The following is a 26,020-nucleotide window of genomic DNA, read 5'->3' on the forward strand; positions in this document are numbered from 1 at the left end:
GCCAACACTGAATTCCATAGGGGTATCAACGTGAACGCGACTTCCATCCTCAACGAGTTGGGCATTGCCAAACTGGCCGAAGCCGGCGACATCGCCGTGCACTCGCCGATCGACGGCGCATTGATCGGCCGCGTGGCCAGCGCCTCGGTAGTCGACGCGCAAGCCGCGCTCGCCCGCGCGCACACCGCGTTCACCGCATGGCGCAATGTGCCGGCGCCGCGTCGCGGCGAACTGGTGCGCCTGCTCGGCGAAAAGCTGCGTGAGCGCAAGCAGGCGCTGGGCGCGCTCGTCACGCTCGAAGCCGGCAAGATCCTGCAAGAAGGTCTGGGCGAAGTGCAGGAAATGATCGACATTTGCGACTTCGCCGTCGGCCTGTCGCGTCAACTGTACGGCCTGACCATCGCGTCGGAGCGTCCCGGCCACCGCATGGCCGAAACGTGGCATCCGATGGGCGTGTGCACCGTCATCTCCGCCTTCAACTTCCCGGTCGCTGTGTGGTCGTGGAACGCGGCGCTCGCGCTCGTCTGCGGCAACGCCGTCGTGTGGAAGCCCTCGGAGAAGACCCCGTTGACCGCCTTGGCCGTCAACAAGCTGATGGAAGAGGTCATCGCCGAATTCGGCGACGCACCGGAAGGCCTGACCGCCCTCATCATCGGCGGTCGCGACGTGGGCGAAGCACTGGTTGCCGACCCGCGTTCGGCTATCGTGAGCGCCACGGGCAGCACGGAAATGGGTCGCAAGGTCGGCGTGGAAGTCGCCCGCCGCTTTGGCCGTTCGATTCTGGAACTGGGCGGCAACAACGCCGGTATCGTGACCGCCAGTGCCGACATGGAACTGGCCCCGCGCGGCATTCTGTTCTCGGCCGTCGGCACGGCCGGTCAGCGTTGCACCACGCTGCGCCGCCTGTTCGTGCACGAAAGCGTGTACGACAAGACCGTCGACCGTCTGAAAACGCTGTACGGCAAGGTCTCCATCGGCAATCCGCTCGAGCGCGGCACCCTGATGGGCCCGCTGATCGACGAAGGCGCGTTCAAGCGCATGCAGGGCGCACTCGATCAGGCACGCGCACAAGGCGGCAAGGTCACGGGTGGCGAGCGTCACACGGTCGCCGGCGCAGAGAACGGCTTCTACGTGAAGCCGGCCATCGTCGAAATGCCGTCGCAAACGGAAGTGGTGTTGACCGAAACGTTCGCCCCGATTCTGTACGTGCTCAAGTACAGCGACTTCTCGGAAGCCATCGACGGCAACAATGCCGCATCGCACGGTCTGTCGTCGTGCGTGTTCACGACCGATCTGCGCGAGGCCGAGCGCTTCACGTCGTCGGCCGGTAGCGACTGCGGTATCGCCAACGTCAACATCGGCCCGAGCGGCGCGGAAATCGGCGGCGCATTCGGCGGCGAGAAGGAAACCGGCGGCGGCCGCGAGTCGGGTTCCGACGCGTGGAAGGGCTACATGCGTCGTGCCACCAACACCGTCAACTACTCTTCCGCCCTGCCGCTCGCGCAAGGCATCGACTTCTCGATCGAGTGAAGTCGCGCTAGCTGCCGCCGGCGTCGCCCATCCCAATGGGCCACGCCGTGGGCGCTACCGCAAGTTCTGTCAGCGCCGGACGCCTCTTGCCAACATGGCGGATGCCTCCGGCGCCCTTCCCCAAGCCGCCGAATTCCGTCACGCTTTTTGCAGCGAGGCCCCCATGTACGCATTCACTTCTCCGTTCGCCAATCCGGCGGGCTCGCCGATTCGAGAACTGTTCAAATACCTGTCCGAGCCGGGCATGATCTCGTTCGCGGGCGGGTATCCGGCAAGCGATCTGTTCGACGTCGACGGTCTCGCAGCCGCGCAGACCCGCGCCTTCACCCAACCCACACGCTGCCTCCAGTACGGCCCAACCGACGGGCTCGCCGAACTCAAGGCCCAGCTCATCTCGCTGATGACCTCGCGCGGCGCGCCGTGCGCTGCCGAAGAACTGCTGGTGACGACAGGGTCGCAGCAAGGGCTCGACCTGCTGTTGCGTGTGATGGCCGCGCCGGGCGATGTCGTTGTGACCGAGCAGCCGGCGTATCCGGCGACGTTGCAGGCGTTGCGACTGCAACAGGCCAAGATCGTCACGGTGCCCGTGGACGCCGACGGCCTGAACGTCGACCACCTGAGCGCACTGCTGCGCGAGGGCAAGATTGCCGTGCCGAAGCTGCTGTACACCGTGCCGACATTTGCCAATCCGACGGGGGCGACGCTCTCGCGCGAGCGGCGCATCGCCCTGCTGAAGCTGGCGGTGGAGTACCGTTTCGTGATCGTGGAAGACGATCCGTATGGCGACCTGCGATTCGCGGGCGAGGCGGTGCCGACGTTGTTGGGTCTGACGGCCGAGGTGCCGGGATCGCGCGATTGGGTGGTGCACTTCTCGAGCCTGTCGAAGGTCGTCGCGCCGGGGTTGCGGGTGGGCTGGACGGTTGCGCCGCCGGAGATTGCGCGTCGCTGCGTGGTTGCCAAGCAGACCGTCGATCTGTGCAGCGTGCCGTGGACGCAAGCCATCGCGGCCGAGTATCTGGCAGACGGCGCGTTGACACGGCATCTGCCCAAGATCACCGAGGCTTATCGACGCAAATGCGACGCCATGTGCGGCGCGTTGCGCGACAAGCTGGGCGATGCCATCCAGTTCCACGCGCCGCAGGGCGGGATGTTCGTGTGGGCGCGTCTGGCAGCAGTGAAGACGAGCGACTTGCTGCCGCATGCGATTGCGCAGAAGGTGCTGTTCGTGCCGGGAACCGCGTTCTTCGCCGAGCACGCCGATGAGGCATCGCTGCGGTTGTCGTTCGCCGCACCTGCGGTCACGGCGATTGAGGACGGCGTTGCGCGATTGGCGCTCGCGATGGATGCGACGGGCAAGACGGCGGGGTAAAGACGCGCGCGTCCGGTCAACACCTGACGCTCAGGATGCCAATGCAACGACGAGGGCCTCGCTGGCCGCCCGAGAAGGGCGGGTCAGCGAGGCCCTTGGCGTTTACGCTCAGAGCTTCACGCAAACGTTGCGCAGTTCCGTATAGAACTCGAGCGAGTGCACGCCGCCTTCGCGGCCGATGCCCGATTGCTTTGCACCACCGAACGCCGTGCGCAGATCGCGCAGGAACCATGCGTTGATCCAGCAGACACCGACTTCAAGCGCCGCGCCCATGCGATGGGCACGGCTGACATCCGACGTCCAGACGGTCGCGGCAAGGCCGTAAGGCGTGGCGTTCGCCATCGCGATGACTTCCGCTTCCGTATCGAACGGCGCGATATGGCAGCACGGCCCGAAGATCTCCTCGCGGATGACCGAAGCCGTCTCCGGCAAACCGGTCCAGATGGTCGGCTGCACCCAGGCACCGTCTTTCATCGACGCAGGCATATCGGGCACGCCACCGCCCGTAACGACCGTCGCCCCCTCCTCGCGCGCCTTGGCGTAGTACGACAGCACCTTCTCGCGATGCACCTGCGAGACGAGCGGGCCGAAGTTCGTACCCTCGGCATACGGATCGCCCAGCTTCAGCGATTCGGCGCGCTCCTTGAGCGCCGCCACGAAGCGCTCGAAGATCGGCCGTTGCACGTACACGCGCTCCGTGCCCAGACACACCTGACCGCTGTTGTCGAAGCTCGAACGCGTAATGCCTGCCACCGCCTTGTCGAAATCCGCATCCGCAAACACGATGCCGGGATTCTTGCCGCCCAGCTCGAACGACACCGGACGCACACCGTTCGCAGCCGCCTTCATGATCGCTTCGCCGGTGCGCGTCTCGCCCGTGAACGTGATGCCGTTCACCCCCGGATGCTCGGTCAGGAACGCGCCCGCCGATGCCGGACCGAAGCCGTGCACCACGTTGTAGACGCCCGGCGGCACGCCGACTTCGTTCATCACCTCGCCAAGCAACGTGGCCGTGGCGGGGGTCTCTTCCGACGGCTTCACCACCACCGTGTTGCCGAACGCCAGCGCCGGGCCAACCTTCCACGTCATCAGTAGCAGCGGCAGGTTCCACGGGCACACCACGGCAATCACGCCACGCGGGGTGCGCACACCGTAGTTCAACGCGTTGCCGCCGTCGGGTGTCGTCATCGCGAACGACTCCGTGGGCACGTTCTTGATCATGTCCGCGAACACCTTGAAGTTCGCCGCGCCGCGCGGAATGTCCAGATGGCTCGCCAGACCATGCGGCTTGCCGGTATCCGCAATCTCTGCGGCAAGGAAGTCGTCGAAGCGGCGATTGATGCCGTCGGCCACGGCGTGCAGCAGCGCCACGCGTTGCGCGACCGTCATCGTGCCCCACGGGCCTTGCAGCGCGGCGCGTGCGGCGCGAACGGCAGCATCCACCTCGGTGCGCCCGGCTTCGTGCACGTGGCCGATCACGCTGTTGTCGACCGGATTGCGGTTCTCGAAGGTGCGGGGGCTCGACACCCACTCACCATTGATGAAGTTCTGGAAATCCTTCATGTCTCACTCTCGTTGTGTCGGTTGCTTCGGAACGGATCGCCCTGCCGGAACGCGCAAGGCGTCTCCTGGCACGCCCTCGATGCCGGGGGCGGCGGTATGCAGCACACGATAAATCCGCCGCCGGGTCCGCGTCAATATTTTCTCGAGAATTTTTATTTATCTCGATTTTTTGTCAATTTTGCGAAAATCACTGCGAAGCTGCTTATAATCTCGGCACCTTCACCCGAGCCACCGCGCGCATGCATAGCCCGACCCCGTCTTCCGCCCAGACTGCCGACACCACGCTGGCGCAAAGCGCGTACATGCGCCTGCGCAGCGACATCGTCGAGGGACGGCTCGCGCCGGGCGAGAAGCTGCGCGTCGAGCATTTGAAGGATCGTTACGAGGTTGGTGCGGGAACGCTGCGTGAAGCGCTGGCACTGTTGGTGGCCGACGCTCTCGTCGTCCAGCATGGTCACCGGGGATTTCGGGTCACACCCATCTCGCTGGCCGACTTCATCGACATTACCGAGACGCGCGTGCAGTTGGAGACCGAAGCGTTACGTCAGTCCATTGCGTTGGGGGACGACACCTGGGAAGCCGATCTCACGAGCGCATTTCACCTGCTCTCGCTCGCCGAAGAACGGCTAGGGAACGGGCAGGGGCAGCGCGGCGACGGCAGCCAGTTCGCCCAATGGGAAGCGCGCAATCGCACATTTCATGAAGTACTGATCCGGGCCTGCCCCTCGCGCTGGTTGCATCACTTTCTGGCGATTCTCTATCGTCAGTCCGAACGCTACCGGCGTTTGTCGATCACGCACCAGCCGGTGCCGCGCGACGTACACGAAGAACATCAGGCCATCTTCGACGCCTGCCTCGCCCGCGATGCCGACAAGGCGTCGGCACTGCTCGCGGCGCACATTCGCAAGACGCTCGAAGCCGTGCGCGAACTGCCCGACACTATCGTCAACGCCGGAACCGTACCGCTCGCGCCGGTTCGGTGAGCGACCGGCGCGACGATCAACGTGGCAAACTGTCGCGCACGATCTGCGCGAAGTAACGTGCGCCGAGCGGCAGAATCGCGTCGTTGAAGTCGTAGCTGGCGTTGTGCAACGGGATAGCACCGGGCTCGTCGCCGCTGCCGTTGCCGATGAACGCGAAGTTGCCCGGCACGTGCTGAAGAAAAACGCCGAAGTCCTCCGACGCCATCACCGGCGCTACCTCCGCATCGACCATCGCTTCACCGGCAACCGTCTGCGCTGCACGAACCGCGAGCGCCGTGTTGTCTGCCCGGTTCACCGTGGGCGCGAATTCATGCGTGTACTCGAATTCGCAATGCGCGCCGTGCATCGCGCACAGGCCCATGCAGATGTCTCGCATGCGCGTCTCGAGCAGTTGCTGAACGTCCCGTGTATAGCTGCGCGTGTCGCCCTTGATGACAACGTTCGTCGGAATGGCGTTGCGAATCCCGTCCGTGATGAATTCCGTGCACGACACGACCGCCGACAGCCCCGGATCGACGTTACGCGACACCACCGTCTGAAGTGCTACTACGATTTGTGCGCCGATCACCAGCGGATCGATCCCCATCTGCGGACGCGCCGCATGCGTGCCCTTGCCGCGAATGCGGACGACGAAGTTGTCCTCGCTCGCCATGATGCTGCCGGGGCGTGTTGCAATGCGCCCCACTGGAATGCCCGGCATATTGTGAGCGCCATAAATCGCATCGATGGGGAAACGCTCCAGCAGCCCGTCGGCAATCATCGCCTTCGCGCCGCGCCCATGCTCCTCGGCGGGCTGGAAGATGAAGCGAACCGTGCCGTTGAAGTCGCACGACTCGGCGAGCAACTTCGCCGCGCCAAGCACCATCGACATATGGCCGTCGTGCCCGCACGCATGCATCTTGCCCGGCACCTGCGATGCATGGTCGCGTCCCGGCGCTTGTTCGGCGATCATCAACGCGTCCATGTCGGCCCGAATGCCGATAGCGCCGCCGCCATCTCCGACACGCAGGTTCGCAACAAGCCCTGTGCCGCCGATGCCCCGATGCACGTCCAGTCCGAGGCTCTCCAGAATCGTCGCAACCGTTTGCGACGTGCCGACTTCCTCGAAGCCGGTCTCCGGTTGACGGTGGAACGCGTGCCGCCAGCCCGTCAGCGCCTTGGCGAAATAGATGTCCTGTGTCATGCAAAGCCCCCTGTCGGTTGTGTGTTCGATGCTCCCTCCTAACGGTTGAATTGCGCCGCTCCGACGAATGACTCGCGAACGCTGGGAGATATTTCGTCTCGCAGCAGATCAAGGTACGCGCGCATCGTCGCGATGCGTTGCTCACCGATGCGTTGGGCCTTCGGTGTCGTCAGGCCGGCGGTCAAACGAAGCAGTTTGGTTTCGAAATGGTCGAGCGCGAAGCGACGGTCGTCGAGGCCGCGGCTTGCCGCAAACGGATCGAGCGGATCGTATAGACGCGAGCCAGTGCGACCGGCTACATAGAACGTCCGCGCGATGCCGATGGCGCCGATCGCGTCGAGGCGATCCGCGTCGCGCAGCACACAGGCCTCGCGCGATTGAGGCGCAACACCCGCCGAAAAGCTATGCGCCTCGATGACGTGCGCCGTGGCAGCGATCCGCTCGGCAGTCCATCCGAGCGTGCGCAGAATACCGCTCGCCCTCTCGGCCGAGAGCCGCGATGCCTGAGCACGGCGCGGGTCCGTCTTTTCGATCTGAACGCAATCGTGCAGCAGCGTCGCTATGGCCAGCATCTCCAGATCGACAAAAGACTCGTCGGCCGCGATCTCCGTCACAAGCCGCCACACACGAATCAAATGCGACCCGTCATGCGAACCGTCTTCACGAGCGTCGTTACCCTCACGCTCATCCGCCTTTGCCGATGACGCGCCCAATGTCTCGAGCACGGCGGCAACGACCTCGCCATAGGGGGAGAAGGTTTGCGCCAGTTGCGTGGTCGATAAATTCATGACAATCAAATTTCCATTGTGCCTGTCTGGTCTTTGGCGATCGCCTCACCTCACTGCGGCAAAGGCGGCCGGCGCGATTTTACGAACGGACTTCCCGGATGCCTGCGGGCCTCATTCTGAACGAATAGACAGGATTCGTCAGAACGGGACCGCGGCTACCCTAGACGCAAGACTCGCAAGGAGCCTGGTATTCCATCCACGGTCGTGGTACTGGCGATGCTGATGATCCATCCGCCGGCAGTAGAATGTCGCAGCGTCATGGAGGCGGATTCCGACGCCCGAGACTCAACGCGGATTTAGCAGGAAATTCGCGAGGAATTGGACGGGCGATGGAGAAGGCGCTCGACAGCGCAAAGTTAACCGAATCGTGACCCCCACATTACATTTTTGAAAGGTTAGTACGCGAGCCTTGGGGGACGCCACACAACCGTCCGGGTAGCGCATACAATCCGGACAAACCGACAGGGGATCGACGACAATGCGTGTGCTCGTAATCGATGACGAACCGAAAACCGGTGCGTACGTCAAGAAGGGGCTGGAAGAGTCCGGCTTCGTCGTTGATGTCGCCAGCGACGGCGCCGAGGGCCTGATTCTCGCCAACGACGTGACGTACGATGTGATCGTGCTTGACGTCATGCTGCCTGCGATGGATGGCTGGTCAGTCCTCAAAACCCTGCGCAAAACCCACAGCACCCCGGTATTGTTCCTGACGGCTCGCGACGACATCACCGATCGGGTCAAGGGGCTGGAGTTGGGCGGCGACGATTATCTGGTGAAGCCGTTCGCCTTTGTCGAATTGCTCGCGCGCGTGCGGACGCTGGCACGTCGCGGCCCGCCTCGCGACAGCGACATCATTACGCTTGGCGACCTCGAGATCGACGTCACACGTCGGCGAGTACGTCGCGGTGCGACACGCATCGACCTCACACCGCGCGAGTTCTCCTTGCTGCAACTTCTCCTGCGTCGTCAGGGCGAAGTGCTCACCCGAACGCAAATCGCTTCCTACGTGTGGGACATGAACTTCGACAGCGATACGAACGTGGTGGAAGTTGCCATCCGACGCCTGCGTGCCAAGGTGGACGACGAATTCCCCGTCAAGATCATTCACACCGTGCGCGGCGTCGGCTATGTCGCCGAGATCAAAACGTCCAACTGATGGCTACTCGCCCGCTCTCCACAACACTGGCACTCTGCTTTGCAGGCACCACGCTGGCCGTGTTCGCCCTGGTGGGCACGACGCTCTACTTCACGCTGGGGCGTGAGATCCGTCAGCAGGACGATCTCGACATCGTGCTGAATGCCCGCCACACGCGTCGCCTCGCCGAAGAACTGCGCAACGGCGACGACCTTCGTGACCATTCCGTACGCCTCAAGAGTCAGGTGCTCGGAAATCCATCGTTCGCAATGGAGATACGTGGGCAAGACGGCGTCACGCTGGTCGAACACAATACGGACCGGGTCATCGATACGTCGTTTTCGTCGCGAGCAATCTCCTCAAGGCTTGGTGCGGCGCAACGCATCACCCAAGGCGACGTATTGGAGTGGCGCAGCCCGCAGGGTTTGCCGGTGCGCGGGCTGGCCACTGACGCCAGACTGGCTGACGGTTCGCTGGTCACGGTGGTGATTGCCCGGGACATGACAGACCGGTGGCGCGTGCTCGATCATTACCGGGAGCGGCTCTACGCGTACGGACTCTCCGGCATGCTGCTCTCGTTTCTGATCAGTTGGCTGTTGGTACGCGCAGCACTGCAACCTTTGCGCGACCTGGATTCGCAAGTGGAAGCGGTCACTGTCGACAAGCTCGATACGCAGATCAAAATCGAAGGCGCCTCGAGCGAGGTCGAGGTCGTTGCGACGTCTTTGAATTCGATGATACGGCGTCTGCATGACGGCTTCGAGCGCATGTCGCAATACACGGCTGATCTCGCCCACGACATGCGAACGCCTCTGGGCAATCTGCGCGGCGCCACGGAGGTCGCGCTGGCGCGACCGCGAAGTGTGCCCGAGTATGAGGCGCTGCTCGAATCAAATCTGGAGGAATGTGCCAGGCTCTCGCAGATGATCGAAAACGTCATTTTTCTTTCACGTGCGGAACATCCACAGTTCATGACGGCAATGGTGGAGTTCGATGTCGCCCACGCCCTCGCTCAAATCGCCGATTACTTCGAGGGGCTGTCCGACGAAGCCGGCGTCACCCTTCGCGTGACGGGCGAAGGTCGCGTCCGCGCAGACAAGGAGTTGTTCCGCCGCGCGGTGAGCAACCTGCTCGCGAACGCACTGCGCTACACGCCCCGTGGCGGCGAAATCACGCTGCATGTCGAATCCACCGCAACGTCGCTCGATGTCAGCGTGCGCAACCCGGGGCCTCAAATTGACGCTGCCCTGCTGGAACGGATTTTCGACCGGTTTTATCGTGCGGACGCTTCACGCCACAATACGCCCCAGGCCAGCGGGGCGGCCGGACTGGGGCTTGCGATCGTGCGCACCATCATGACCCTGCACGGTGGGACCGCGCGTGCCGAGAGCGATGCCGCCGGCACGCGATTCATCCTTTCCTTCGCACGTCACTGAGCAGCGATCGTCTCGCTGGCCGGCGAGGCATCGTCTTGCAGTGCCTTGCGGTCCCAGCCGCCGCCGAGCGCCTGAAGCAATCGGACGCTCGCGTCGAGTTGCCGCTGTCTGATCTGCTCAAGCGTGCGCTCGTTCTGCAGGGCGATGGATTGCGTTGCGACGACGTCGAGATAGCTCACGGCCCCTGCCTCGTAACGATGGTTCGCGAACGTGAGCGCCAGTTCGGCACCGGCCGCCGCGCGTTGCTGACTTCGTGCCTGCTCAGCGAGCGAGTTGAGTTCGCTCAGATCGTCCTCTGTCTGTTGGAACGCCATGAGCACTGTCTGCCGGTAGCCAGCGACAGCTTCGTCGTACCGCGCACTGGCGCCTTTGAGGGTTGCGTCTCGCCGACCGCCATCGAACAGCACGCTCGCAACTTGTGCCCCAAGGGACCAGAAGAGACTCGGCGCAGACAACCAGGGGGCGAAGAATGTGCTTTCCAGCCCGGTCGACGCCGAGAGGACAAGCGACGGGAAATACGCAGCGCGCGCCTGTCCGATTTCAGCATTGGCGGCGGCCACGCGTCGCTCCGCAGCCGCAATGTCCGGACGGCGTTGAAGCAGGGCAGAAGGCACGCCGGCAGGGATCGACGGCAACACGACCGCGGTCGCGTCCTGGGGCAGCGAGAACGACGATGCCGGCGTGCCGATGAGTGTTGCGATGGCATGCTGAAGTTGCGCGCGCTGCGCCTCGATTTCCTGATTCGCCGTTCGTGCACTCTCGAGCTGCGTTCGCGCCTGGGAGAGCGCGGAGGCGTCGATAGCGCCATCGGCGAGCTGTTGCTCGACGATGCGCAGACCGGCCTCGTAGGTCGTCACCGTGCGCCCGAGAAGCTGTTGTTGGCGATCCAGCGAGCGCAAGTCAAGGTATGCAGAGGCGAGTTGGCTCGCGACCGACAGGCGCACCGACTCCAGATCGGCCTGACTCACCTGAACGTTGTCACGTGCGGCCGTGGTGGCGTTCCTCACCCGTCCGAACAGGTCCGGCTCCCAACTCACTCCCGCCCCGACCGAATAGTCAGGGATGGTCTTTCCAGCAAGCGCACGGTCCACGAGGCTCTGAGACGTTCGATAACGCTGTGCCCCCGCGCCGGCGGTGACGGTCGGCGCCAAGGCGCTCTGTTGATACCCGAGCGCGGCCCGTGCCGCTTCCAACCGCGCCACGGCCTGGCTCACCGTCTGATTGGAGACGGCGACGCGTGCCTCCAACCGATTCAACGTTTCGTCATTGAAGACGCTCCACCACGGCCCTCTGGACTTGCCGTCGGCGGGCGCGGCGGTGGCCCAGCCGGCGCCGAGATGGGGGGCGCTTGCGTAGTGGGCGGGTACGGCGACATCGGGGGCATGGTAGGCAGGAATTGTCGAGCAGGCGCTCAGCGCCGTTCCGACGCAAACGAGCGTACTGGTGCGTGCCAGGATGGCTTTCATATCGATCATGGCGAGCCTCACTTATAACTTGCCCGCAGTCGCGGCAGGCGTGGAGGTCACCGGTGCGGCCGGGCCGGGATTGACGTTCTTGCCGGTCATGCCGGCCTCACGGCTCTCGCCTGCATTGTTTGCGGCATACGTCGGGGCGATGCTCGACCGAACGCGCTGGCCGTCGGAGATGGCATCGCCGGGATTGGCGATCACGCGATCGCTTTGCGAGAGTCCCGTGGCAATTTCCACGTAGGTGCCGAAATCCCGGCCGATGCTGACGCGTCGAAGCGCCACCTTGTCGTGCGCATCCACGGTCGCGATGCTCACACCGTCAGGGCGAAACAGCAGCGCGCTCACGGGAAGTTCGAGTCCGGGCGTGTCGGATTTCAGCGTGAGGTGTACCTGCGTGTAAGCCCCCGGCAACAAGGCGCCGTCACGGTTATCGACATCGATCTCCACGCGCAACGTCCGGCTCACCGGATCGATCGCGTTGGCATCGCGGGCGATGGTCCCGGTGAAGCGCCGGCCGGGAAACTGCTCCGTCGCGATCCACGCCTGTGTGTCGGGCGTCATCCGATTGGCGTCGTCTTGCGGAACATCGACATATACGCGCAGACGGTCGGTCTGCTCGATGTGGAAGAGTTCGCCGGACATCGACGGTAGCCCTGGTGCTCCCCCCGCCGTGACCAGCGCGCCCACTTGCACGTTGCGTGCGCTCACCACGCCATCGAACGGTGCCGTCACACTCTGATATGCCACCAGTTCGGCCAGTCGGGACACGTTGGCCTGCGCCGCCTGCAATGCAGCCAGCTTGGCGGCGGCGTCGCTGGTCTTTGCATCGGCATCCTGCGGGGAAACCGACTGGGTTTGCAGCATGGTCTGCCATCGTTGTGCTGTGCTGCTGGCAAAGCGGTAATTGGCCAGTGCCGTGGCTTCGTCAGCGCGAGCCTGACGCAATTGCGCATCGAGTTCCGGGGTATCGAGTCGTGCCAGCACCTGAGTGGCCTTCACATGCGCGCCGATATCGGCGAACCACTGCTTGACATAGCCGCTGGTACGCGCGTAGATCGCCACGTCGGCCCACGGCATGACGGCGCCGGGCAGCAACAGCTCCTGCGTTGCCGGGGCCGGCGTCGGCGTAATCGTCGAGACGCTCAGTTCACGCTGCGCCTCCACTTGCGCGGCCTGTGCCTGTCTCGCCACAATGCGCGGCACAATGCCGGCACACAGCAGCAACAGAGCCAAGGCACCGAGGCCAAGTCCCCACGAGCGCCGCGCGCGCGAGGAAATCTGCGCCGCATCGGGCGCGGCGTGAAGCGGCAACGGGGCGGACACCGGCTTTGCCGTGGGCTCGGGAGTTCCGACGCGGTCGTCGGGCGGTGTGTGCATGCTCATTGGAAATCCTTGTTGACGTTGGAGAGCGTGGCGGCTTGCTCATCGTTCGGGCGTGTCGGGCGTCGTTTGGCGAGCCAGCCATGTACCGTTGCAAATACGACAGGAACGAACACGAGCGTCGATAACGTGCCGAGTGCGAGTCCACCGATGACGGCCCGCCCGAGCGGTGCGTTTTGCTCCCCGCCGTCACCGAGTCCGAGCGCCATGGGCAACATGCCGATCAGCATCGCGAGCGCGGTCATCACTACCGGGCGAAAGCGGTTGAAACCGGCATCGAGCGCTGCGTCAATGGGTGCCATGCCGCCCGCCAGCGACTCGCGTGCCGAATTGACGACAAGGATGCTGTTGGCCGTGGCGATGCCGATGCACAGGATCGTGCCGGTCAGTGCGGGTACGGACAGCGTCGTCTGCGTGACAAACAGCATCCATGCGATGCCGGCCATCGATGCGGGAATGCCGCAAATGATGATGAACGGGTCGACCCACGATTGAAAATTCACGACCATCAGCAGATACACCAGCACGATCGCAAAGACGATACCGAGCGCCAATCCGCTGAATGAGGCATTCATCGACTGCACCTGTCCCCGGATCGCGATCGACGATCCGGAGGGCAAATGGGCGCGGGCCGCATCGACCAGACGGGCAACGTCCGATGCCACGTCGCCGAGATCTCGACCTTGTGTAGACGCGAAGATGTCGAGTACGGGCTGCACGTTGTAGTGAGAGACGACAGCTTGTTGCTCGCTGCGCGCAAGTGTGCCCAAAGAACCGATCTGATTTTGCGGATCAACGGCGATCGAGGGCGTGCTCACCGGCACGTTGGCCAGCTTCTGCAGGGAGTCGATGTTGTACTGGGGCACCATGGTGGTGAGCGGGTAGCTCACACCGTTTTTGGGGTCGAGCCAGAAGTTCGGGGTGGTCTGGGAGCTGCCGGATAGCGCAATGAGCAAGTTCTGGGAGATATCGCGCTGCGTGAGTCCGGCCTGAATGGCCTTGGTGCGATCCACGTTCACGTTGATCGTGGGTTCGTCGCCGGGTTGCTGGATATGGGCGTCGACAAGCCCCCGAACGCTGCGCAACTGATCGAGAAGTTGATTAGCCACCGCCCGGTTCTGTGCCAGATGGTTGCCCACGATCTGGACGTCGATGGGGGCCGGCAGGCCGAAATTGAGGATCTGGCTTACGATGTCGGCCGGAAGGAACGAGAATGTGACCCCCGGGAATGATGCGTTAAGCACATCGCGCAGTTTCGCGACATATCCGGCGGTGGATGAGTGATTGGGCTTGAGGGTGACCAGAATATCGGCATCCTCCGGGCCGATCGGGTCCGACGAGTCGTAAGTGAGGTTGATGCCACTCACCGGCAGGCCGATGTTGTCGAGCACCAGGCTTACTTCCGCCGGAGGAATGACCGTCTTTATTTTCGTTTCCACTTCGTCCGTGATGCGGGCGGTCTCTTCGATGCGCGTGCCGGTCGGCGCACGCAAATGCAGACGTATTTCACCGGCATCCACAGACGGGAAGAAATCGCGCCCGACGAACGGTGTCAAAGCAAGGGAGCCGAGGCAAATGGCAAGCCAGACTGCCACGAAGCGCGATCGCTGGCCAACAGCCACCCGAAGCGCCGAAGCGTAGCGGCGACGCAAGGATTCGAAACCCGCCTCGAAGCGAGCCTGAAAGCGCGAGAATCGCACGGACCATCCGCCGGCAGGCTGCGCATTTTCGGATTTGGCTCGCAGCAAATACATCGCGAGCGTGGGAATCAGCGTGCGCGAGAACAGGTATGAGGCGCACATCGCAAATACGACAGCTTCAGCCATCGGCACGAACAGGTACCGTGCGACGCCGGAGAGCAGGAACATCGGCACGAACACGATGCAGATGGAGAGGGTCGAGACGAAGGTTGGCACCGCAATCTCGCCCGCGCCATTGAGAATCGCGTCGTGCAACGGCGCTCCGCGCTCCAGGTGATGTGTAATGTTCTCGATCGCGACGGTCGCATCGTCTACGAGTATGCCCACGGCCAGTGCCAGCCCGCCGAGCGTCATGATATTGATGGTCTGACCCAGCGCCGAGAGGGCAATGAGCGAGGTGAGCGCCGAGAGCGGAATCGTGATGGCGATAATGAGCGTGGCGCGCCAACTGCCGAGAAAAAGCAGGATCATCGCTGCGGTGAGGCATGCGGCAATGAGCGCCTCGCGCACGACGCCGGAAATCGCCGACTTGACGAATAGCGATTGGTCCGAGAGAGGTGTGATCTTGAGCGCGCTCGGCAGACCTGCCGTGATCTTCGGTAACAGATGCTTCACTTGATCGATGATCGTGAGGGTGGATGCGCTACCCGTCTTCTCCACAGTCAACAGTGCGCCGCGCTGACCGTCCGCCCGCACGATGTTGGTCTGTGGCGCGTAACCGTCGATCACATGCGCGACGTCGCGCACATACACGACCCCACCTTTCTCCGTCTTGATAGGCAAATCGTTGAGCGCGTCGACACTTTGTGTGCTTCCATTCATCCGGACGTTGTATTCCCGCGCACCGATCTTGGCCGTGCCTCCGGGCAGGATCAGGTTCTGCGCATTGACGGCGTTGACCACGTCAATCGGGGCAAGTCCCTTGGCCTGAAGCGCCCGGGTGTCGAGTTGCACCATGATCTGACGGACTTTGCCGCCATAGGGGAGCGGCACTGCGGCGCCCTGCACCGTGGCCAGTTGTGTCCGGATGAAGCTGTTGCCCAGGTCATACAAGGACTGCTCCGGCAGCGTCTTGCTTGAGAGCCCGAGTTGCAGCACCGGGACCGTCGAGGCGCTGTAGGTGATGATGTTCGGCGGCAGTGTGCCGGGCGGCATGACACGCAGGATGGATGCGGAGTTTGCCGCGGCTTCGGCAATCGCCCGATTGATGTCGGCGCCCGGATGGAAGAAGACCTTCACTACCGACACGCCATTGAGCGATTGGGATTCGATGTGATCGATGTCGTCGACATCGGTCGTTAATGCGCGCTCGTAGTTCGACGTAATCCGATGCGCCATGTCCTCGGCCGAAAAGCCGTTGTATGACCAGACGATACTGACGACAGGAATGTCGATGTTCGGAAAAATATCCGTCGGCGTGCGCATGATGGCAAGGGGGCCGAGGATAAAGATCAGCACGGCGAGCACGATGAACGTGTAGGGGCGTCTGAGCGCCAATCTGACGATCCACATGAAAATATCCGGAAATGAGGTGACCACGGCAGGGGGAGAACCCGCTGCGCCCGGACAGTGGAATTCCGGCGAACGCGGGCGTCCGAGATGCAGGCAAGTATGTGGATGGGCCGTTTACCTTGTGCTGACCGTTGCATTACGGATTTGTCATCTGTACGGATAACAAAATCGTAATCGGGAGGTCACCTTCAGGTCAGCCGCGAAAGACCAGAATGCATTCAACCTTCGCGACATTGTCGAAGGCTGGCTGAACTGCCCCAGTTCCGGGAGCAGATGCCACTTATGCAAAGGTGAATATCATGAAAGCAATTGTCTCCGCCCTTCTCGTTTCCTGCGCCCTGGCCGCGCCGTTCTCCGCATTCGCCCAGTCGACCGGCAACAACGACGCGTCGCTCTCGCGTGCCCAGGTCCAGGCCGATCTCGTTCGTGTTGAACAGGCAGGCTACCAACCGTCCGGCTCGCAGGCCAACTACCCGGCCAACCTCGAACGGGCCGAGGCTATCGTTGCAAAACAGGACGGCAGTGCGAGCCTGATCAACACCTCCGGCACGGTCGCGATGACGGGGGTAAGCACAGGCAACCAGCCCGTAAGCCACGCCAGTCGCCAATCGGTTTATTTTGGCGATTGAGTCTGGCGATTGCCCCGCCAACTCGCATGCCGAGGCAAATTTGGCGTATCCGAGAAAGTGCGAGGGCAGCCTGCCAAGCTCACCGAGCTTGCTCAGGTTGCTCTCCGCTCGAGATGACGCAGCAGGCGTTCCTAGGACGCTGCGAGCTCATTCACGGGCTTCGGCAAAGCTGCCCAATGGCTTTTTGAAGCCGGTCTTGCCATCGGCAGGGATACCTAGAGACAAGATTCGTGGCCGTGCGAGCTTAAGACGGCGACAACCGCGGCTAAATGCTCTTGAGCGCGTGGATGCTGATGAGGACGCAGTTGATGCCTTAGTCAGCGAACAAGAGCCCCCGGATTAGCATTGCGCTTCATAGCGAACGATCTTCGAATTGCCGACGCCCACGACTCCATTGGCGGGTCGCTCCAGAGGTGGCAAAAAAGCAAGGGGGTGATACCGGTACATTTGTCGGAGATCGCCGTCAGGATCAAATCTCGCTTGCCGAGATACAAAGGCAATCTTTTGGCGCAGATCGAGCTGTACCGCAGCGGCGCGATGACAAGCACGCCAAATACATCCGCACATATCGTAATCTCGTGGCGGCAACATTTGGCGCGGCCACAGCAACGCCGGACCTTATCAAACCCCGTCTGGCTTTCTCGAGACTCAGTATCTTGACGACTTTTGGATCATCTCCGTACTCGCTCGGAAATGGCTCCGTAAGCTCCCATGGACAAAACCGAGCAAGGTCTCCGACCTCTCCCGAAGTCAATAACCTCCCGCCGAGCCATTCGTCGTTTGATGTCGATACTTCGACTATCCAGGATAAGCAAGAGCACCGGCAAACGTTCTCCGGTGCTCATAAAGCGTGTCTTGACGCGGTAGCCATTGATCGTCGTTGACACTATTTTCTTGTCCGCAATAGTGAGCACCATGGGTAAACGTTGGAAAAACCGTCAACAAGAAAAAACCCGGCAAAGCACAAGGCTTGCCGGGTTTGGTTGACAACGCTGTGTCAGGTGCTTTCTAGAACGGAATATCGTCGTCCATGTCGTCGAAGCCGCCGCCCGACTGCTTGGCCGGGGCTTGCTGACGAGCGCCGCCGCCACCAGCGCCACCGCCGCGCGAATAACCGCCACCACCGCCTGCGCCGCCACCCTCATCACCACCACCGCGCGAGTAGCCACCGCCACCGCCGCCGCCCTCACCGCCACGGCCACCCAGCATTTGCATCTGGTCAGCCACGATTTCCGTGCTGTAACGGTCCGTGCCGTCCTGCGCCTGATACTTGCGCGTGCGGATGCGGCCTTCGATATACACCGACGAGCCCTTCTTCAGGTACTCGTTGACGATCTCGGCGAGACGGCCGAAGAACGACACGCGGTGCCATTCCGTCATCTCCTTGAACTCGCCGGATTGTTTGTCCTTGTAACGGTCGGTCGTCGCCAGACGAATGTTCGCGACCGCATCGCCGCTCGGCAAGTAGCGGACTTCGGGGTCGGCGCCAAGGTTACCGACCAGGATCACTTTGTTGACTGATGCCATAAAACTTTCTCCGGTATTGCTGAAATCCGATCAGGATTGACGAGGCGCTGGCGTCCTCATCGGTGCGGCGATTATAAGCCACACGAAAGCCCCGGCTGCGCATGTGAGGAATATTGCGTTTTGACCGTAGTGGGTCATAAGAAAACCCCCTAGTGCCCCGCCGCAGAACAACCCAAGTGCCTGTGTCGTATTGTAGACACCCACCGCCGCGCCCTTGCGATGCCCCGGCGCAAGCTTCGATACCAGCGACGGCTGCGAGGCTTCCAGCACGTTGAAGCCCAGGAAGTACACGAACAGCACCGTCGTGATCACAGCCACCGTCGGCGGCAAGCCGCCCAGCGCCGCCTGCGCTATCGCCACCAGCGCAATCGCCGAGAGCAGCACGATCTTCATCTTCCCGCGCTTCTCGGCCGCAATGATCGCCGGCACCATCGCCACAAACGACAAGCCCATCACCGGCAGATAGATCTCCCAGTGCTGCGCCACCGGCAGCCCTGCGGCGACCAGCATGCGCGGCATTGCCACGAAAAGCGCCGTCTGCGTGGCGTGCAACACGAATACCCCGAAATTCAGACGCAACAGTTCCGGGTTGTGCAGCACCTCGGAAAACGGCGCCGGGCCAGCCTTCGGATGCACGGGCGGCGTCGGCACGACCCACAACACCACGAAAATCGCCAGCACCGCCAGAATGCCGATGGCCGAGAACAGGCCACTCATGCCCAGCCAGTGATACAGGAACGGCGCACACACGATCGCCACGGCGAACGACACGCCAATGCTGCCGCCAATCATCGCCATCGCCTTCGTGCGATTCTCGTCGCTCGTCAGGTCGGCCACGCAGGCCATGACCGCCGAAGAAATTGCCCCGGCGCCCTGAATCGCCCGGCCAACGATGATCCACGTCAGATCGTGCGCCAGCGCCGCCACGAGCGAGCCGATCGCGAACACGATCAGACCAAAGATGATGACCGGCTTGCGCCCCAGCCGGTCGGACGCCCAGCCGTAGGGGATATAGAGCAGCGACTGCGTGAGGCCGTAAATGCCGATCGCCAGTCCGACGAGAAAGGTATTGTTGCCGCCCGGAATCGTCTGAGCGAACACCGAGAACACCGGCATGATCAGGAACAGGCCAAGCATGCGCAGCGCAAAAATGCCCGCGAGCGACGCACTCGCGCGCACTTCTAGCGGGGTCATGCGGCCACCGCGGCCGCGTGTCGTGGCAGGGGAAGCGGAAGTCACGGAATCAGTCGACATTACGTCCTGGGAGATGAAAAAAACGCGTGCTGTCTCGGGGTTTTCTGATGATTGCCGCCCGGCCCTGCGGCATGCCTGCCACCCGGCGGGCGCGTCGATGGCGGGTCTCGCCGACGCTCGGACGCCAGCCTCTGGAAATCGGGCGGTTCGTCCCCATCTGTACACTCGTGCCGGTGTGCCGCCCGAGACCGCCAGTCAGCAGGTTCAGCCCCGGCAATCAAACTTAGGTATATTAGCAGGTTTAGCCGCCCGGATTTCCCCCCCAGCGGCCCGTCCCGACCGCTCCCGCCGCCATTCGCGTCGACGCCGGCCAACGCCGTGCCGACTCGGTCCGACGTCCCGGGAAACTCGGACACTCTTGGGGGCCGGAACCCGCCCCGCGACAATTCGCCGCGCGGATTCCTCGGCGACGACCCGGAACCGTCAATGGAAACCATTCGTATTCGTGGGGCTCGTACCCACAACCTCAAGAACGTCAATCTCGACTTGCCGCGTCACCAGCTTGTGGTGATCACCGGCCTGTCCGGCTCCGGCAAATCGTCGCTCGCCTTCGACACGCTTTACGCGGAAGGTCAGCGGCGCTACGTCGAGAGTCTGTCGGCGTATGCTCGTCAGTTCCTGCAATTGATGGAGAAGCCTGACGTCGATCTGATCGAAGGTCTCTCGCCCGCGATCTCCATCGAACAGAAGGCCACGTCGCATAACCCGCGTTCGACGGTCGGCACGGTCACGGAAATTCACGATTACCTGCGTCTGCTCTACGCCCGCGTCGGCACACCTTACTGCCCCGACCACGGGCTGCCGCTCGAATCGCAAAGCGTCTCGCAAATGGTCGACGCGGCGCTTGCGCTGCCGGAAGACACCAAGCTCATGATCCTCGCGCCGATCGTCGTCGATCGCAAAGGGGAGCACGCCGATCTGTTCGAGTCGATGCAGGCCCAGGGTTTCGTGCGCTTTCGCATCCGCTCCGGGGGCGGCGCCGCCAATGAAGGCCGCGCGCGCGTGTACGACATCGACGCCCTGCCCAAGCTCAAGAAGACGGAGAAGCATTCGGTCGACGTGGTGATCGACCGCGTGAAGGTGCGTGCCGATCTGAAGCAGCGTCTGGCGGAATCGTTCGAAACGGCGCTGCGTCTGGCCGATGGCCGCGCCATTGCGCTGGAAATGGATACCGACAAGGAACACGTCTTCAGTTCGAAGTTCGCGTGCCCCGTGTGCTCGTATTCGTTGCAGGAACTCGAGCCGCGCCTGTTCTCGTTCAACAATCCGATGGGCGCCTGCCCGACCTGCGACGGTCTGGGCCAGATGACATTCTTCGATCCGAAGCGCGTCGTCGCCTTCCCGGCGCTCTCGCTCGCGTCCGGCGCGATCAAGGGTTGGGATCGTCGCAATCAGTTTTACTTCCAGATGCTGCAAAGCCTCGCGGCGTTCTACGACTTCGATGTCGATACCGCTTTCGAGGACCTGCCGGAAGACACGCAGAAGATCGTGCTCTACGGCTCCGGCGAGCAGAGCATTCCCTTCACCTACGTGAACGAGAAAGGCCGTACGTCGGTACGCGAGCATGCATTCGAGGGCATCATTCCGAATCTGGAGCGGCGTTATCGCGAAACCGATTCCGTCGCGGTGCGCGAAGAACTCGCCAAGTATCAGAACAATCGCGCCTGCCCCGATTGCGAGGGCAGCCGCCTGCGCCGCGAAGCCCGTTTCGTGAAGGTGGGCGAAGGTCCGCAAGCGCGCGCGATCTACGAGATCGGCAATCTGCCGCTGCGCGAAGCGCTCGGCTACTTCCACGAATTGGTGTTGCACGGCGCCAAGCGCGAAATCGCCGACAAGATCGTGAAGGAAATCGTCGCGCGTCTCACGTTCCTGAATAACGTCGGTCTCGACTATCTTTCGCTGGAGCGCAGCGCCGATACGCTCTCGGGCGGCGAAGCACAACGTATCCGTCTGGCGTCGCAAATCGGCTCGGGTCTGACCGGCGTGATGTACGTGCTCGACGAGCCGTCCATCGGGCTGCATCAGCGCGACAACGATCGTCTGATCGGCACGCTCAAGCATCTGCGCGATCTCGGCAACTCGGTGATCGTGGTCGAGCACGACGAGGACATGATTCTCGCGAGCGACTACGTCGTCGACATGGGGCTCGGCGCGGGCATTCACGGCGGGACGGTGATTGCCCAGGGCAGCCCTGAGCAGATCGAGCAAGCGCCGGAGTCGCTGACCGGGCAGTACCTGTCGGGGGCGCGGCGCATCGAAGTGCCGACGCAGCGCCACGCGCCGCGCGAGGAACGTCTGCGGATTTTCGACGCGACGGGCAACAACCTCAAGAGCGTCAATCTGGATCTGCCGGTCGGCTTGCTGACCTGCGTGACGGGCGTGTCCGGCTCGGGCAAGTCGACGCTGATCAACGACACGCTGTATCACGCCATCGCACGCCACCTCTATGGGTCGTCGGCCGAGCCCGCACCGTATGACCAGATCGAAGGGCTGGAACACTTCGACAAGGTCATCAACGTCGACCAGTCTCCCATCGGACGCACGCCGCGCTCGAACCCCGCCACTTACACGGGCGTGTTCACGCCGATTCGCGAACTCTTCGCCGGCGTGCCCGCAGCCAAGGAACGTGGCTACGACCCGGGCCGCTTCTCGTTCAACGTGAAGGGCGGACGCTGCGAAGCCTGTCAGGGAGACGGCGTCATCAAGGTTGAAATGCACTTTCTGCCGGACGTGTACGTGCCTTGCGACGTCTGTCACGGCAAGCGCTACAACCGCGAAACGCTCGAAGTGCAGTACAAGGGCCGCAATATCTCGGAAGTGCTCGACATGACGGTCGAGCAGGCGCATGAGTTCTTCAAGCCTGTTCCTGTGGTGGCGCGCAAGCTCAAGACGCTGCTCGACGTGGGCCTGGGCTACATCCGCCTCGGCCAGTCGGCCACCACACTCTCGGGCGGCGAAGCGCAGCGGGTAAAACTCTCGCTCGAACTGTCCAAGCGCGACACCGGCCGAACGCTGTACATCCTTGATGAGCCGACAACCGGGCTGCACTTTCACGATATCGAGCTGCTGCTGACGGTGATTCACAGGCTGCGCGATCAGGGCAATACTGTCGTCATCATCGAGCACAATCTGGACGTGATCAAAACAGCGGATTGGGTGATCGATCTCGGGCCGGAAGGCGGCGCGGGCGGCGGACAGATCATTGCACAGGGTACGCCCGAGCAAGTGGCGGCGAACAAGGCCAGCTTCACCGGCAAGTACCTCGCCCCGCTGCTCAAGCACGAGAAGTAAGACGCACTGCCCAAGCCGTCACGGCATCGTTTTTTTTGAAGGACGTCATTGCATGGAACCGCGCTCTGGCTGGAATCCGGATCGGAATTTCTGGATCGAACTGGCGAGTTATGTCTTCGCCGCCGTGGCCCTCTGGCTGATTCTGAGCATCCACCTGCTTTCGGTGGTGCTCTCGGGAATGGTCGTCTATCAACTCGTGCATGTGCTCGGGCCACGCTTGCAACTGCGGATCTCCAGCGAGCGCGCACGGCTGGTTGCGGTTGCGCTGCTGTCGGCGGTGATCGTCGCGCTGATGACGGCACTCATTTTCGGCATCATCACGTTCTTCCGCAGCGATGCGGGTCACTTGCAGCACATCAACGGAAGGATGATGGAAGTCGTCGAGCAAGCGCGTGCGCAATTGCCGGCATGGATCACGGCACGGCTGCCGGCCGACATTGACGACATTCACCAGTCGATCACCGGCTACCTGAAAGACCACACGCAAGAGATGTCGCTGGTCGGCAAGGAAGCGCTCAACGCGATGGTGCACATCGTGGTGGGGCTTGTGCTCGGTGCCCTCGTGGCGCTCTCCACCATTCGGCCCGTGCACAGCATGCGGCCGCTCGCGGCCGCGCTCACGCGCCGTGTCACGCTGTTTGGCGATGCCTTTCGCCGCATCGTGTTCGCGCAGGTGAAGATTTCGGCGATCAATACCGTCTTTACCGCGATCTTTCTGATCGGCGTGCTGCCGCTGTTCGACGTTCACCTTCCGCTACGCAAGACGATGATCGTGGTGACGTTCGTCGTCGGGCTGCTGCCGGTCGTGGGCAATCTGATCTCGAACACGTTCATCGTGGTGCTGGGTCTGTCGGTGTCGCTGTCTGTGGCCATCACGGCGCTGGTCTTCCTGATCGTGATTCACAAGCTCGAATACTTCCTCAACGCCCGTATCGTTGGCACGCAGATCCAGTCCCGCGCCTGGGAACTGCTGCTGGCCATGATCGCGATGGAAGCGGCATTCGGGCTGCCAGGGCTTGTCGCCGCACCGATCTATTACGGATACATCAAGAGCGAACTGGCGGAAAAAGAACTCGTCTGAGCGCACCCCGGTCGCCCGCTGTCCGCTGCCTCCCCCTTGGCAGACGGGCACCGGGCGATGTTTTTGGCCGAAATTTGACATTTCGTCATTGATCGACATAATGTCAACTCATGAAATCTACCAAATCTCCCGCCACGGGCAAGCTCGACGAGAACACGCTGTTGTTGCGCGAAGGGCGCAAGATCGTCGAGGCGCTCGGCCAGACGTTCGCGCCGCTGGTCGAAGTGGTGCTGCACGACCTGACCGATCCCGACCACTCCATCGTGGCAATCTCCAACAATTTGTCGGGGCGTGGGCCGGGTGACGCCGCCACGGAGATGGGGCTTGCGCGCATCGCCGATCCGGCGTTTCCCGAGGTCATCGCCAACTATGCGAACCGGTTTCCGGACGGACGACCGGTCAAGAGCACGTCCATCGGGCTGAAGAACAGCAGCGGCGAGTACGTCGCGGCCATCTGCCTGAACATGGACATCTCGATGCTCACCGCAGCGGCGGCCAGCATGCAGCAATTGGTGAACGTACCGAATCGCGCCCCGGCGCCGGTTCGCGAGACGCTGTCCAACCGGCGGCTCGACGACATCTCCCCGCTCATCACCGACTTTGCCGCGCAGCGCAACACGACCCCGCAGGGCCTGACGCTCGCGCAACGCCGCGAGGCCATCCGTCTCATCGAAGGCCGCGGCCTGCTCGACCTGCGTCACGCTCACGCCGAAGTCGCGCGTGCGTTGGGTATCGCTCGCTCAACCGTCTACACCTACCTCTCCGACCCGAAAGACGCATCATGACCGTTCCTCCTCTCGCAATTACGTATGGCGACGTCGTCGCCGCCCACGACCGGATTCGCGAAGCGGCACATCGCACGCCGGTGCTCACGTCGCGCACCGCCGACGCCATGACCGGCGCCAGCCTGTTCTTCAAGGCAGAGAATTTCCAGCGCATGGGCGCCTTCAAGTTTCGTGGCGCGTTCAACGCGATCTCGCAGTTCACGGCCGAACAGAAGCGTGGCGGGGTGCTGGCATTCTCGTCGGGCAACCATGCGCAGGCGATTGCCCTCTCGGCGCGCGAGCTGGGCGTGCCCGCAGTGATCCTGATGCCGCAGGATGCCCCGCAGATGAAGATCGACGCGACACGTGGCTATGGCGCGGAGGTCATTCTTTTCGATCGCTACAAGGAAGATCGCGAAGCGCTTTCCAGGCAACTGGCGCAGGAGCGCGGCATGACGTTGATTCCGCCATACGACCATCCACATGTCATGGCGGGACAAGGCACGGCGACCAAGGAATTGATCGAGGACGTGGGCGAGCTAGACACCCTCGTGGTGTGCCTCGGCGGCGGCGGACTGCTCTCGGGCAGTGCCGTTGCAGCGCGCGCGCTGCATCCCGAGATCGAGATTTTTGGTGTCGAGCCGGAAGCGGCCAACGATGCTCAGCAGAGTTTTCGAACGGGCAAGATCGTGCACATCGAGACGCCGCGCACGATTGCAGACGGCGCGCAAACCCAGCATCTGGGTGAGCTCACGTTCCCGGTGATTCGTTCGCTCGTGGACGACATCCTGACCGTCACCGACGACGAACTGGTGCAAACGATGAAGTTCTTCGCCAGCCGCATGAAGATCGTGGTCGAACCGACGGGCTGTCTGGCTGCGGCGGCGGTCCTGCAAGGCAAGTTGGATGTACGAGGCAAGCGCGTGGGCGTCATCGTGTCGGGCGGCAACATCGATATGGAACGCTTCGCCAAACTCACGCTCGGAGAAGCCGTATGAGTGCACAGGAACGTGGTATCGAAGCGGTCAACGTACCGGCGCTGCAACCGCCGCGCGGTCACTATTCGCATGGCGTGTGCGCGGGCGGTTTCGTGTTCGTGTCCGGCCAGTTGCCGGTCACACCGGACGGCGAACGCCTCGTCGGCGCGCCGTTCGCGGTGCAGGCGAAGCAGGCACTGGATAACGTTGCCGCGATTCTTACCGCTTGCGGCACGCGCATCGACCGGCTGGTGCAGGTGCGCGTGTACATCACGAACGTCGACGATTGGGGGCCGTTCAACGAGGTCTACGCCGCCTGGGCAGGCGACGCGAAACCCGCTCGCGCCGTCGTGCCGGTGCCCGCGCTCAGCCACGGCGTCGCCGTGGAGATCGAGGCGACCGCGTTGGCGGGGTGACGCAAAAAAAGGCGCATATCGCGGCAATTGGCG

The 26,020-nt window shown here is 62.8% G+C and carries 19 protein-coding genes; 11 read left to right on the forward strand and 8 right to left on the reverse strand.

What is annotated here, in order from left to right; genetic code table 11:
• The first annotated feature begins 30 nt into the window (after nucleotides 1-30).
• Entirely contained in the window at nucleotides 31-1,530 is a 1,500-nt protein-coding gene (amaB, locus tag PCO31110_RS02005) for an L-piperidine-6-carboxylate dehydrogenase (RefSeq protein ID WP_010804863.1), read from the forward strand.
• Between the two features lie 163 nt (nucleotides 1,531-1,693).
• A complete protein-coding gene (locus PCO31110_RS02010) occupies nucleotides 1,694-2,899 on the forward strand; it encodes an aminotransferase-like domain-containing protein (RefSeq protein ID WP_150689511.1) in 1,206 nt (401 codons plus the stop codon).
• A gap of 108 nt (nucleotides 2,900-3,007) precedes the next feature.
• Here PCO31110_RS02010 and PCO31110_RS02015 read toward each other — a convergent pair whose 3' ends face one another.
• Nucleotides 3,008-4,462 (reverse strand): 2-hydroxymuconic semialdehyde dehydrogenase, encoded by a 1,455-nt coding sequence (locus tag PCO31110_RS02015; protein ID WP_010804861.1) that lies wholly within the window; start codon nucleotides 4,460-4,462, stop codon nucleotides 3,008-3,010.
• 239 nt (nucleotides 4,463-4,701) lie between these two features.
• Between PCO31110_RS02015 and PCO31110_RS02020 the strand changes: the two genes are divergently transcribed.
• Complete coding sequence (locus PCO31110_RS02020; RefSeq protein ID WP_150689512.1) at nucleotides 4,702-5,445, forward strand: GntR family transcriptional regulator; 744 nt, start codon at nucleotides 4,702-4,704, stop codon at nucleotides 5,443-5,445.
• A gap of 16 nt (nucleotides 5,446-5,461) precedes the next feature.
• Here the strand turns inward: PCO31110_RS02020 and PCO31110_RS02025 are convergent, their stop codons facing one another.
• Nucleotides 5,462-6,628 (reverse strand): M20 aminoacylase family protein, encoded by a 1,167-nt coding sequence (locus PCO31110_RS02025; protein WP_150689513.1) that lies wholly within the window; start codon nucleotides 6,626-6,628, stop codon nucleotides 5,462-5,464.
• 38 nt (nucleotides 6,629-6,666) lie between these two features.
• Nucleotides 6,667-7,416, reverse strand: a complete 750-nt coding sequence (locus PCO31110_RS02030) for an HD domain-containing protein (RefSeq protein WP_150689514.1) — start codon at nucleotides 7,414-7,416, stop codon at nucleotides 6,667-6,669.
• A gap of 478 nt (nucleotides 7,417-7,894) precedes the next feature.
• On the opposite strand from PCO31110_RS02030, the gene PCO31110_RS02035 reads away from it, so the two are divergent.
• Both PCO31110_RS02035 and PCO31110_RS02040 read left to right on the forward strand, forming a co-directional pair.
• Complete coding sequence (locus PCO31110_RS02035) at nucleotides 7,895-8,572, forward strand: heavy metal response regulator transcription factor (RefSeq protein WP_010804857.1); 678 nt, start codon at nucleotides 7,895-7,897, stop codon at nucleotides 8,570-8,572.
• Nucleotides 8,572-9,987 carry a heavy metal sensor histidine kinase gene (locus PCO31110_RS02040; protein WP_150689515.1) on the forward strand — a complete coding sequence of 472 codons (1,416 nt, stop codon included), beginning with the start codon at nucleotides 8,572-8,574 and terminating at the stop codon, nucleotides 9,985-9,987. Before PCO31110_RS02035 ends, PCO31110_RS02040 begins: the two co-directional genes overlap by 1 nt.
• Here the strand turns inward: PCO31110_RS02040 and PCO31110_RS02045 are convergent.
• The 3 genes from PCO31110_RS02045 to PCO31110_RS02055 are packed head-to-tail and all read right to left on the reverse strand — an operon-like array spanning nucleotide 9,981 to nucleotide 16,048.
• Nucleotides 9,981-11,462 carry an efflux transporter outer membrane subunit gene (locus PCO31110_RS02045; protein WP_150689516.1) on the reverse strand — a complete coding sequence of 494 codons (1,482 nt, stop codon included), beginning with the start codon at nucleotides 11,460-11,462 and terminating at the stop codon, nucleotides 9,981-9,983. The two genes, PCO31110_RS02040 and PCO31110_RS02045, sit on opposite strands and share 7 nt — an antisense overlap.
• A gap of 12 nt (nucleotides 11,463-11,474) precedes the next feature.
• A complete protein-coding gene (locus PCO31110_RS02050) occupies nucleotides 11,475-12,839 on the reverse strand; it encodes an efflux RND transporter periplasmic adaptor subunit (protein WP_150689517.1) in 1,365 nt (454 codons plus the stop codon).
• Nucleotides 12,836-16,048, reverse strand: coding sequence for an efflux RND transporter permease subunit (locus PCO31110_RS02055; RefSeq protein ID WP_150689518.1), 3,213 nt, complete (start codon nucleotides 16,046-16,048; stop codon nucleotides 12,836-12,838). The genes PCO31110_RS02050 and PCO31110_RS02055 overlap by 4 nt, the downstream gene beginning before the upstream one ends.
• A gap of 299 nt (nucleotides 16,049-16,347) precedes the next feature.
• Here PCO31110_RS02055 and PCO31110_RS02060 point away from each other — a divergent pair, with 299 nt between their 5' ends.
• The gene (locus PCO31110_RS02060) at nucleotides 16,348-16,677 is read left to right on the forward strand and encodes a DUF4148 domain-containing protein (RefSeq protein ID WP_010804852.1); all 330 of its coding nucleotides are present in this window, start codon (nucleotides 16,348-16,350) and stop codon (nucleotides 16,675-16,677) included.
• Nucleotides 16,678-17,685: 1,008 nt separating this feature from the next.
• On the opposite strand, the gene PCO31110_RS02065 is transcribed toward PCO31110_RS02060, so the two are convergent.
• Together PCO31110_RS02065 and PCO31110_RS02070 are read right to left on the reverse strand one after the other, a co-directional pair.
• On the reverse strand, nucleotides 17,686-18,204 hold the full coding sequence (locus PCO31110_RS02065) for a single-stranded DNA-binding protein (RefSeq protein ID WP_150689519.1): 519 nt from the start codon (nucleotides 18,202-18,204) through the stop codon (nucleotides 17,686-17,688).
• 30 nt (nucleotides 18,205-18,234) lie between these two features.
• Nucleotides 18,235-19,458 carry an MFS transporter gene (locus tag PCO31110_RS02070; protein WP_370855802.1) on the reverse strand — a complete coding sequence of 408 codons (1,224 nt, stop codon included), beginning with the start codon at nucleotides 19,456-19,458 and terminating at the stop codon, nucleotides 18,235-18,237.
• 426 nt (nucleotides 19,459-19,884) lie between these two features.
• On the opposite strand from PCO31110_RS02070, the gene uvrA reads away from it, so the two are divergent.
• From uvrA to PCO31110_RS02095, 5 genes are all read left to right on the forward strand, one after another.
• Nucleotides 19,885-22,749, forward strand: a complete 2,865-nt coding sequence (gene uvrA, locus PCO31110_RS02075) for an excinuclease ABC subunit UvrA (RefSeq protein WP_150689521.1) — start codon at nucleotides 19,885-19,887, stop codon at nucleotides 22,747-22,749.
• 52 nt (nucleotides 22,750-22,801) lie between these two features.
• Nucleotides 22,802-23,830, forward strand: a complete 1,029-nt coding sequence (locus PCO31110_RS02080) for an AI-2E family transporter (protein WP_150689522.1) — start codon at nucleotides 22,802-22,804, stop codon at nucleotides 23,828-23,830.
• A gap of 110 nt (nucleotides 23,831-23,940) precedes the next feature.
• Nucleotides 23,941-24,615: a helix-turn-helix transcriptional regulator gene (locus tag PCO31110_RS02085; protein WP_010804847.1), complete on the forward strand. Its 675-nt coding sequence runs from the start codon at nucleotides 23,941-23,943 to the stop codon at nucleotides 24,613-24,615.
• Nucleotides 24,612-25,592 carry a threo-3-hydroxy-L-aspartate ammonia-lyase gene (locus PCO31110_RS02090; protein ID WP_150689523.1) on the forward strand — a complete coding sequence of 327 codons (981 nt, stop codon included), beginning with the start codon at nucleotides 24,612-24,614 and terminating at the stop codon, nucleotides 25,590-25,592. Before PCO31110_RS02085 ends, PCO31110_RS02090 begins: the two co-directional genes overlap by 4 nt.
• Nucleotides 25,589-25,987: a RidA family protein gene (locus tag PCO31110_RS02095; protein ID WP_010804845.1), complete on the forward strand. Its 399-nt coding sequence runs from the start codon at nucleotides 25,589-25,591 to the stop codon at nucleotides 25,985-25,987. The genes PCO31110_RS02090 and PCO31110_RS02095 overlap by 4 nt, the downstream gene beginning before the upstream one ends.
• Nucleotides 25,988-26,020 lie beyond the last annotated feature (33 nt).

Origin of the sequence: Pandoraea communis, assembly GCF_902459745.1 — a bacterium.
Taxonomy (GTDB): domain Bacteria; phylum Pseudomonadota; class Gammaproteobacteria; order Burkholderiales; family Burkholderiaceae; genus Pandoraea; species Pandoraea communis.

Excerpts from the sequence above, each read along its gene's own strand:
- PCO31110_RS02010 (WP_150689511.1), top strand. The coding sequence starts at position 1,694 with ATGTACGCATTCACTTCTCCGTTCGCCAATCCGGCGGGCTCGCCGATT.
- PCO31110_RS02015 (WP_010804861.1), bottom strand. The coding sequence starts at position 4,462 with ATGAAGGATTTCCAGAACTTCATCAATGGTGAGTGGGTGTCGAGCCCC.
- PCO31110_RS02020 (WP_150689512.1), top strand. The coding sequence starts at position 4,702 with ATGCATAGCCCGACCCCGTCTTCCGCCCAGACTGCCGACACCACGCTG.
- PCO31110_RS02025 (WP_150689513.1), bottom strand. The coding sequence starts at position 6,628 with ATGACACAGGACATCTATTTCGCCAAGGCGCTGACGGGCTGGCGGCAC.
- PCO31110_RS02030 (WP_150689514.1), bottom strand. The coding sequence starts at position 7,416 with ATGAATTTATCGACCACGCAACTGGCGCAAACCTTCTCCCCCTATGGC.
- PCO31110_RS02035 (WP_010804857.1), top strand. The coding sequence starts at position 7,895 with ATGCGTGTGCTCGTAATCGATGACGAACCGAAAACCGGTGCGTACGTC.
- PCO31110_RS02040 (WP_150689515.1), top strand. The coding sequence starts at position 8,572 with ATGGCTACTCGCCCGCTCTCCACAACACTGGCACTCTGCTTTGCAGGC.
- PCO31110_RS02045 (WP_150689516.1), bottom strand. The coding sequence starts at position 11,462 with ATGATCGATATGAAAGCCATCCTGGCACGCACCAGTACGCTCGTTTGC.
- PCO31110_RS02050 (WP_150689517.1), bottom strand. The coding sequence starts at position 12,839 with ATGAGCATGCACACACCGCCCGACGACCGCGTCGGAACTCCCGAGCCC.
- PCO31110_RS02055 (WP_150689518.1), bottom strand. The coding sequence starts at position 16,048 with ATGTGGATCGTCAGATTGGCGCTCAGACGCCCCTACACGTTCATCGTG.
- PCO31110_RS02060 (WP_010804852.1), top strand. The coding sequence starts at position 16,348 with ATGAAAGCAATTGTCTCCGCCCTTCTCGTTTCCTGCGCCCTGGCCGCG.
- PCO31110_RS02065 (WP_150689519.1), bottom strand. The coding sequence starts at position 18,204 with ATGGCATCAGTCAACAAAGTGATCCTGGTCGGTAACCTTGGCGCCGAC.
- PCO31110_RS02070 (WP_370855802.1), bottom strand. The coding sequence starts at position 19,458 with ATGTCGACTGATTCCGTGACTTCCGCTTCCCCTGCCACGACACGCGGC.
- uvrA (WP_150689521.1), top strand. The coding sequence starts at position 19,885 with ATGGAAACCATTCGTATTCGTGGGGCTCGTACCCACAACCTCAAGAAC.
- PCO31110_RS02080 (WP_150689522.1), top strand. The coding sequence starts at position 22,802 with ATGGAACCGCGCTCTGGCTGGAATCCGGATCGGAATTTCTGGATCGAA.
- PCO31110_RS02085 (WP_010804847.1), top strand. The coding sequence starts at position 23,941 with ATGAAATCTACCAAATCTCCCGCCACGGGCAAGCTCGACGAGAACACG.
- PCO31110_RS02090 (WP_150689523.1), top strand. The coding sequence starts at position 24,612 with ATGACCGTTCCTCCTCTCGCAATTACGTATGGCGACGTCGTCGCCGCC.
- PCO31110_RS02095 (WP_010804845.1), top strand. The coding sequence starts at position 25,589 with ATGAGTGCACAGGAACGTGGTATCGAAGCGGTCAACGTACCGGCGCTG.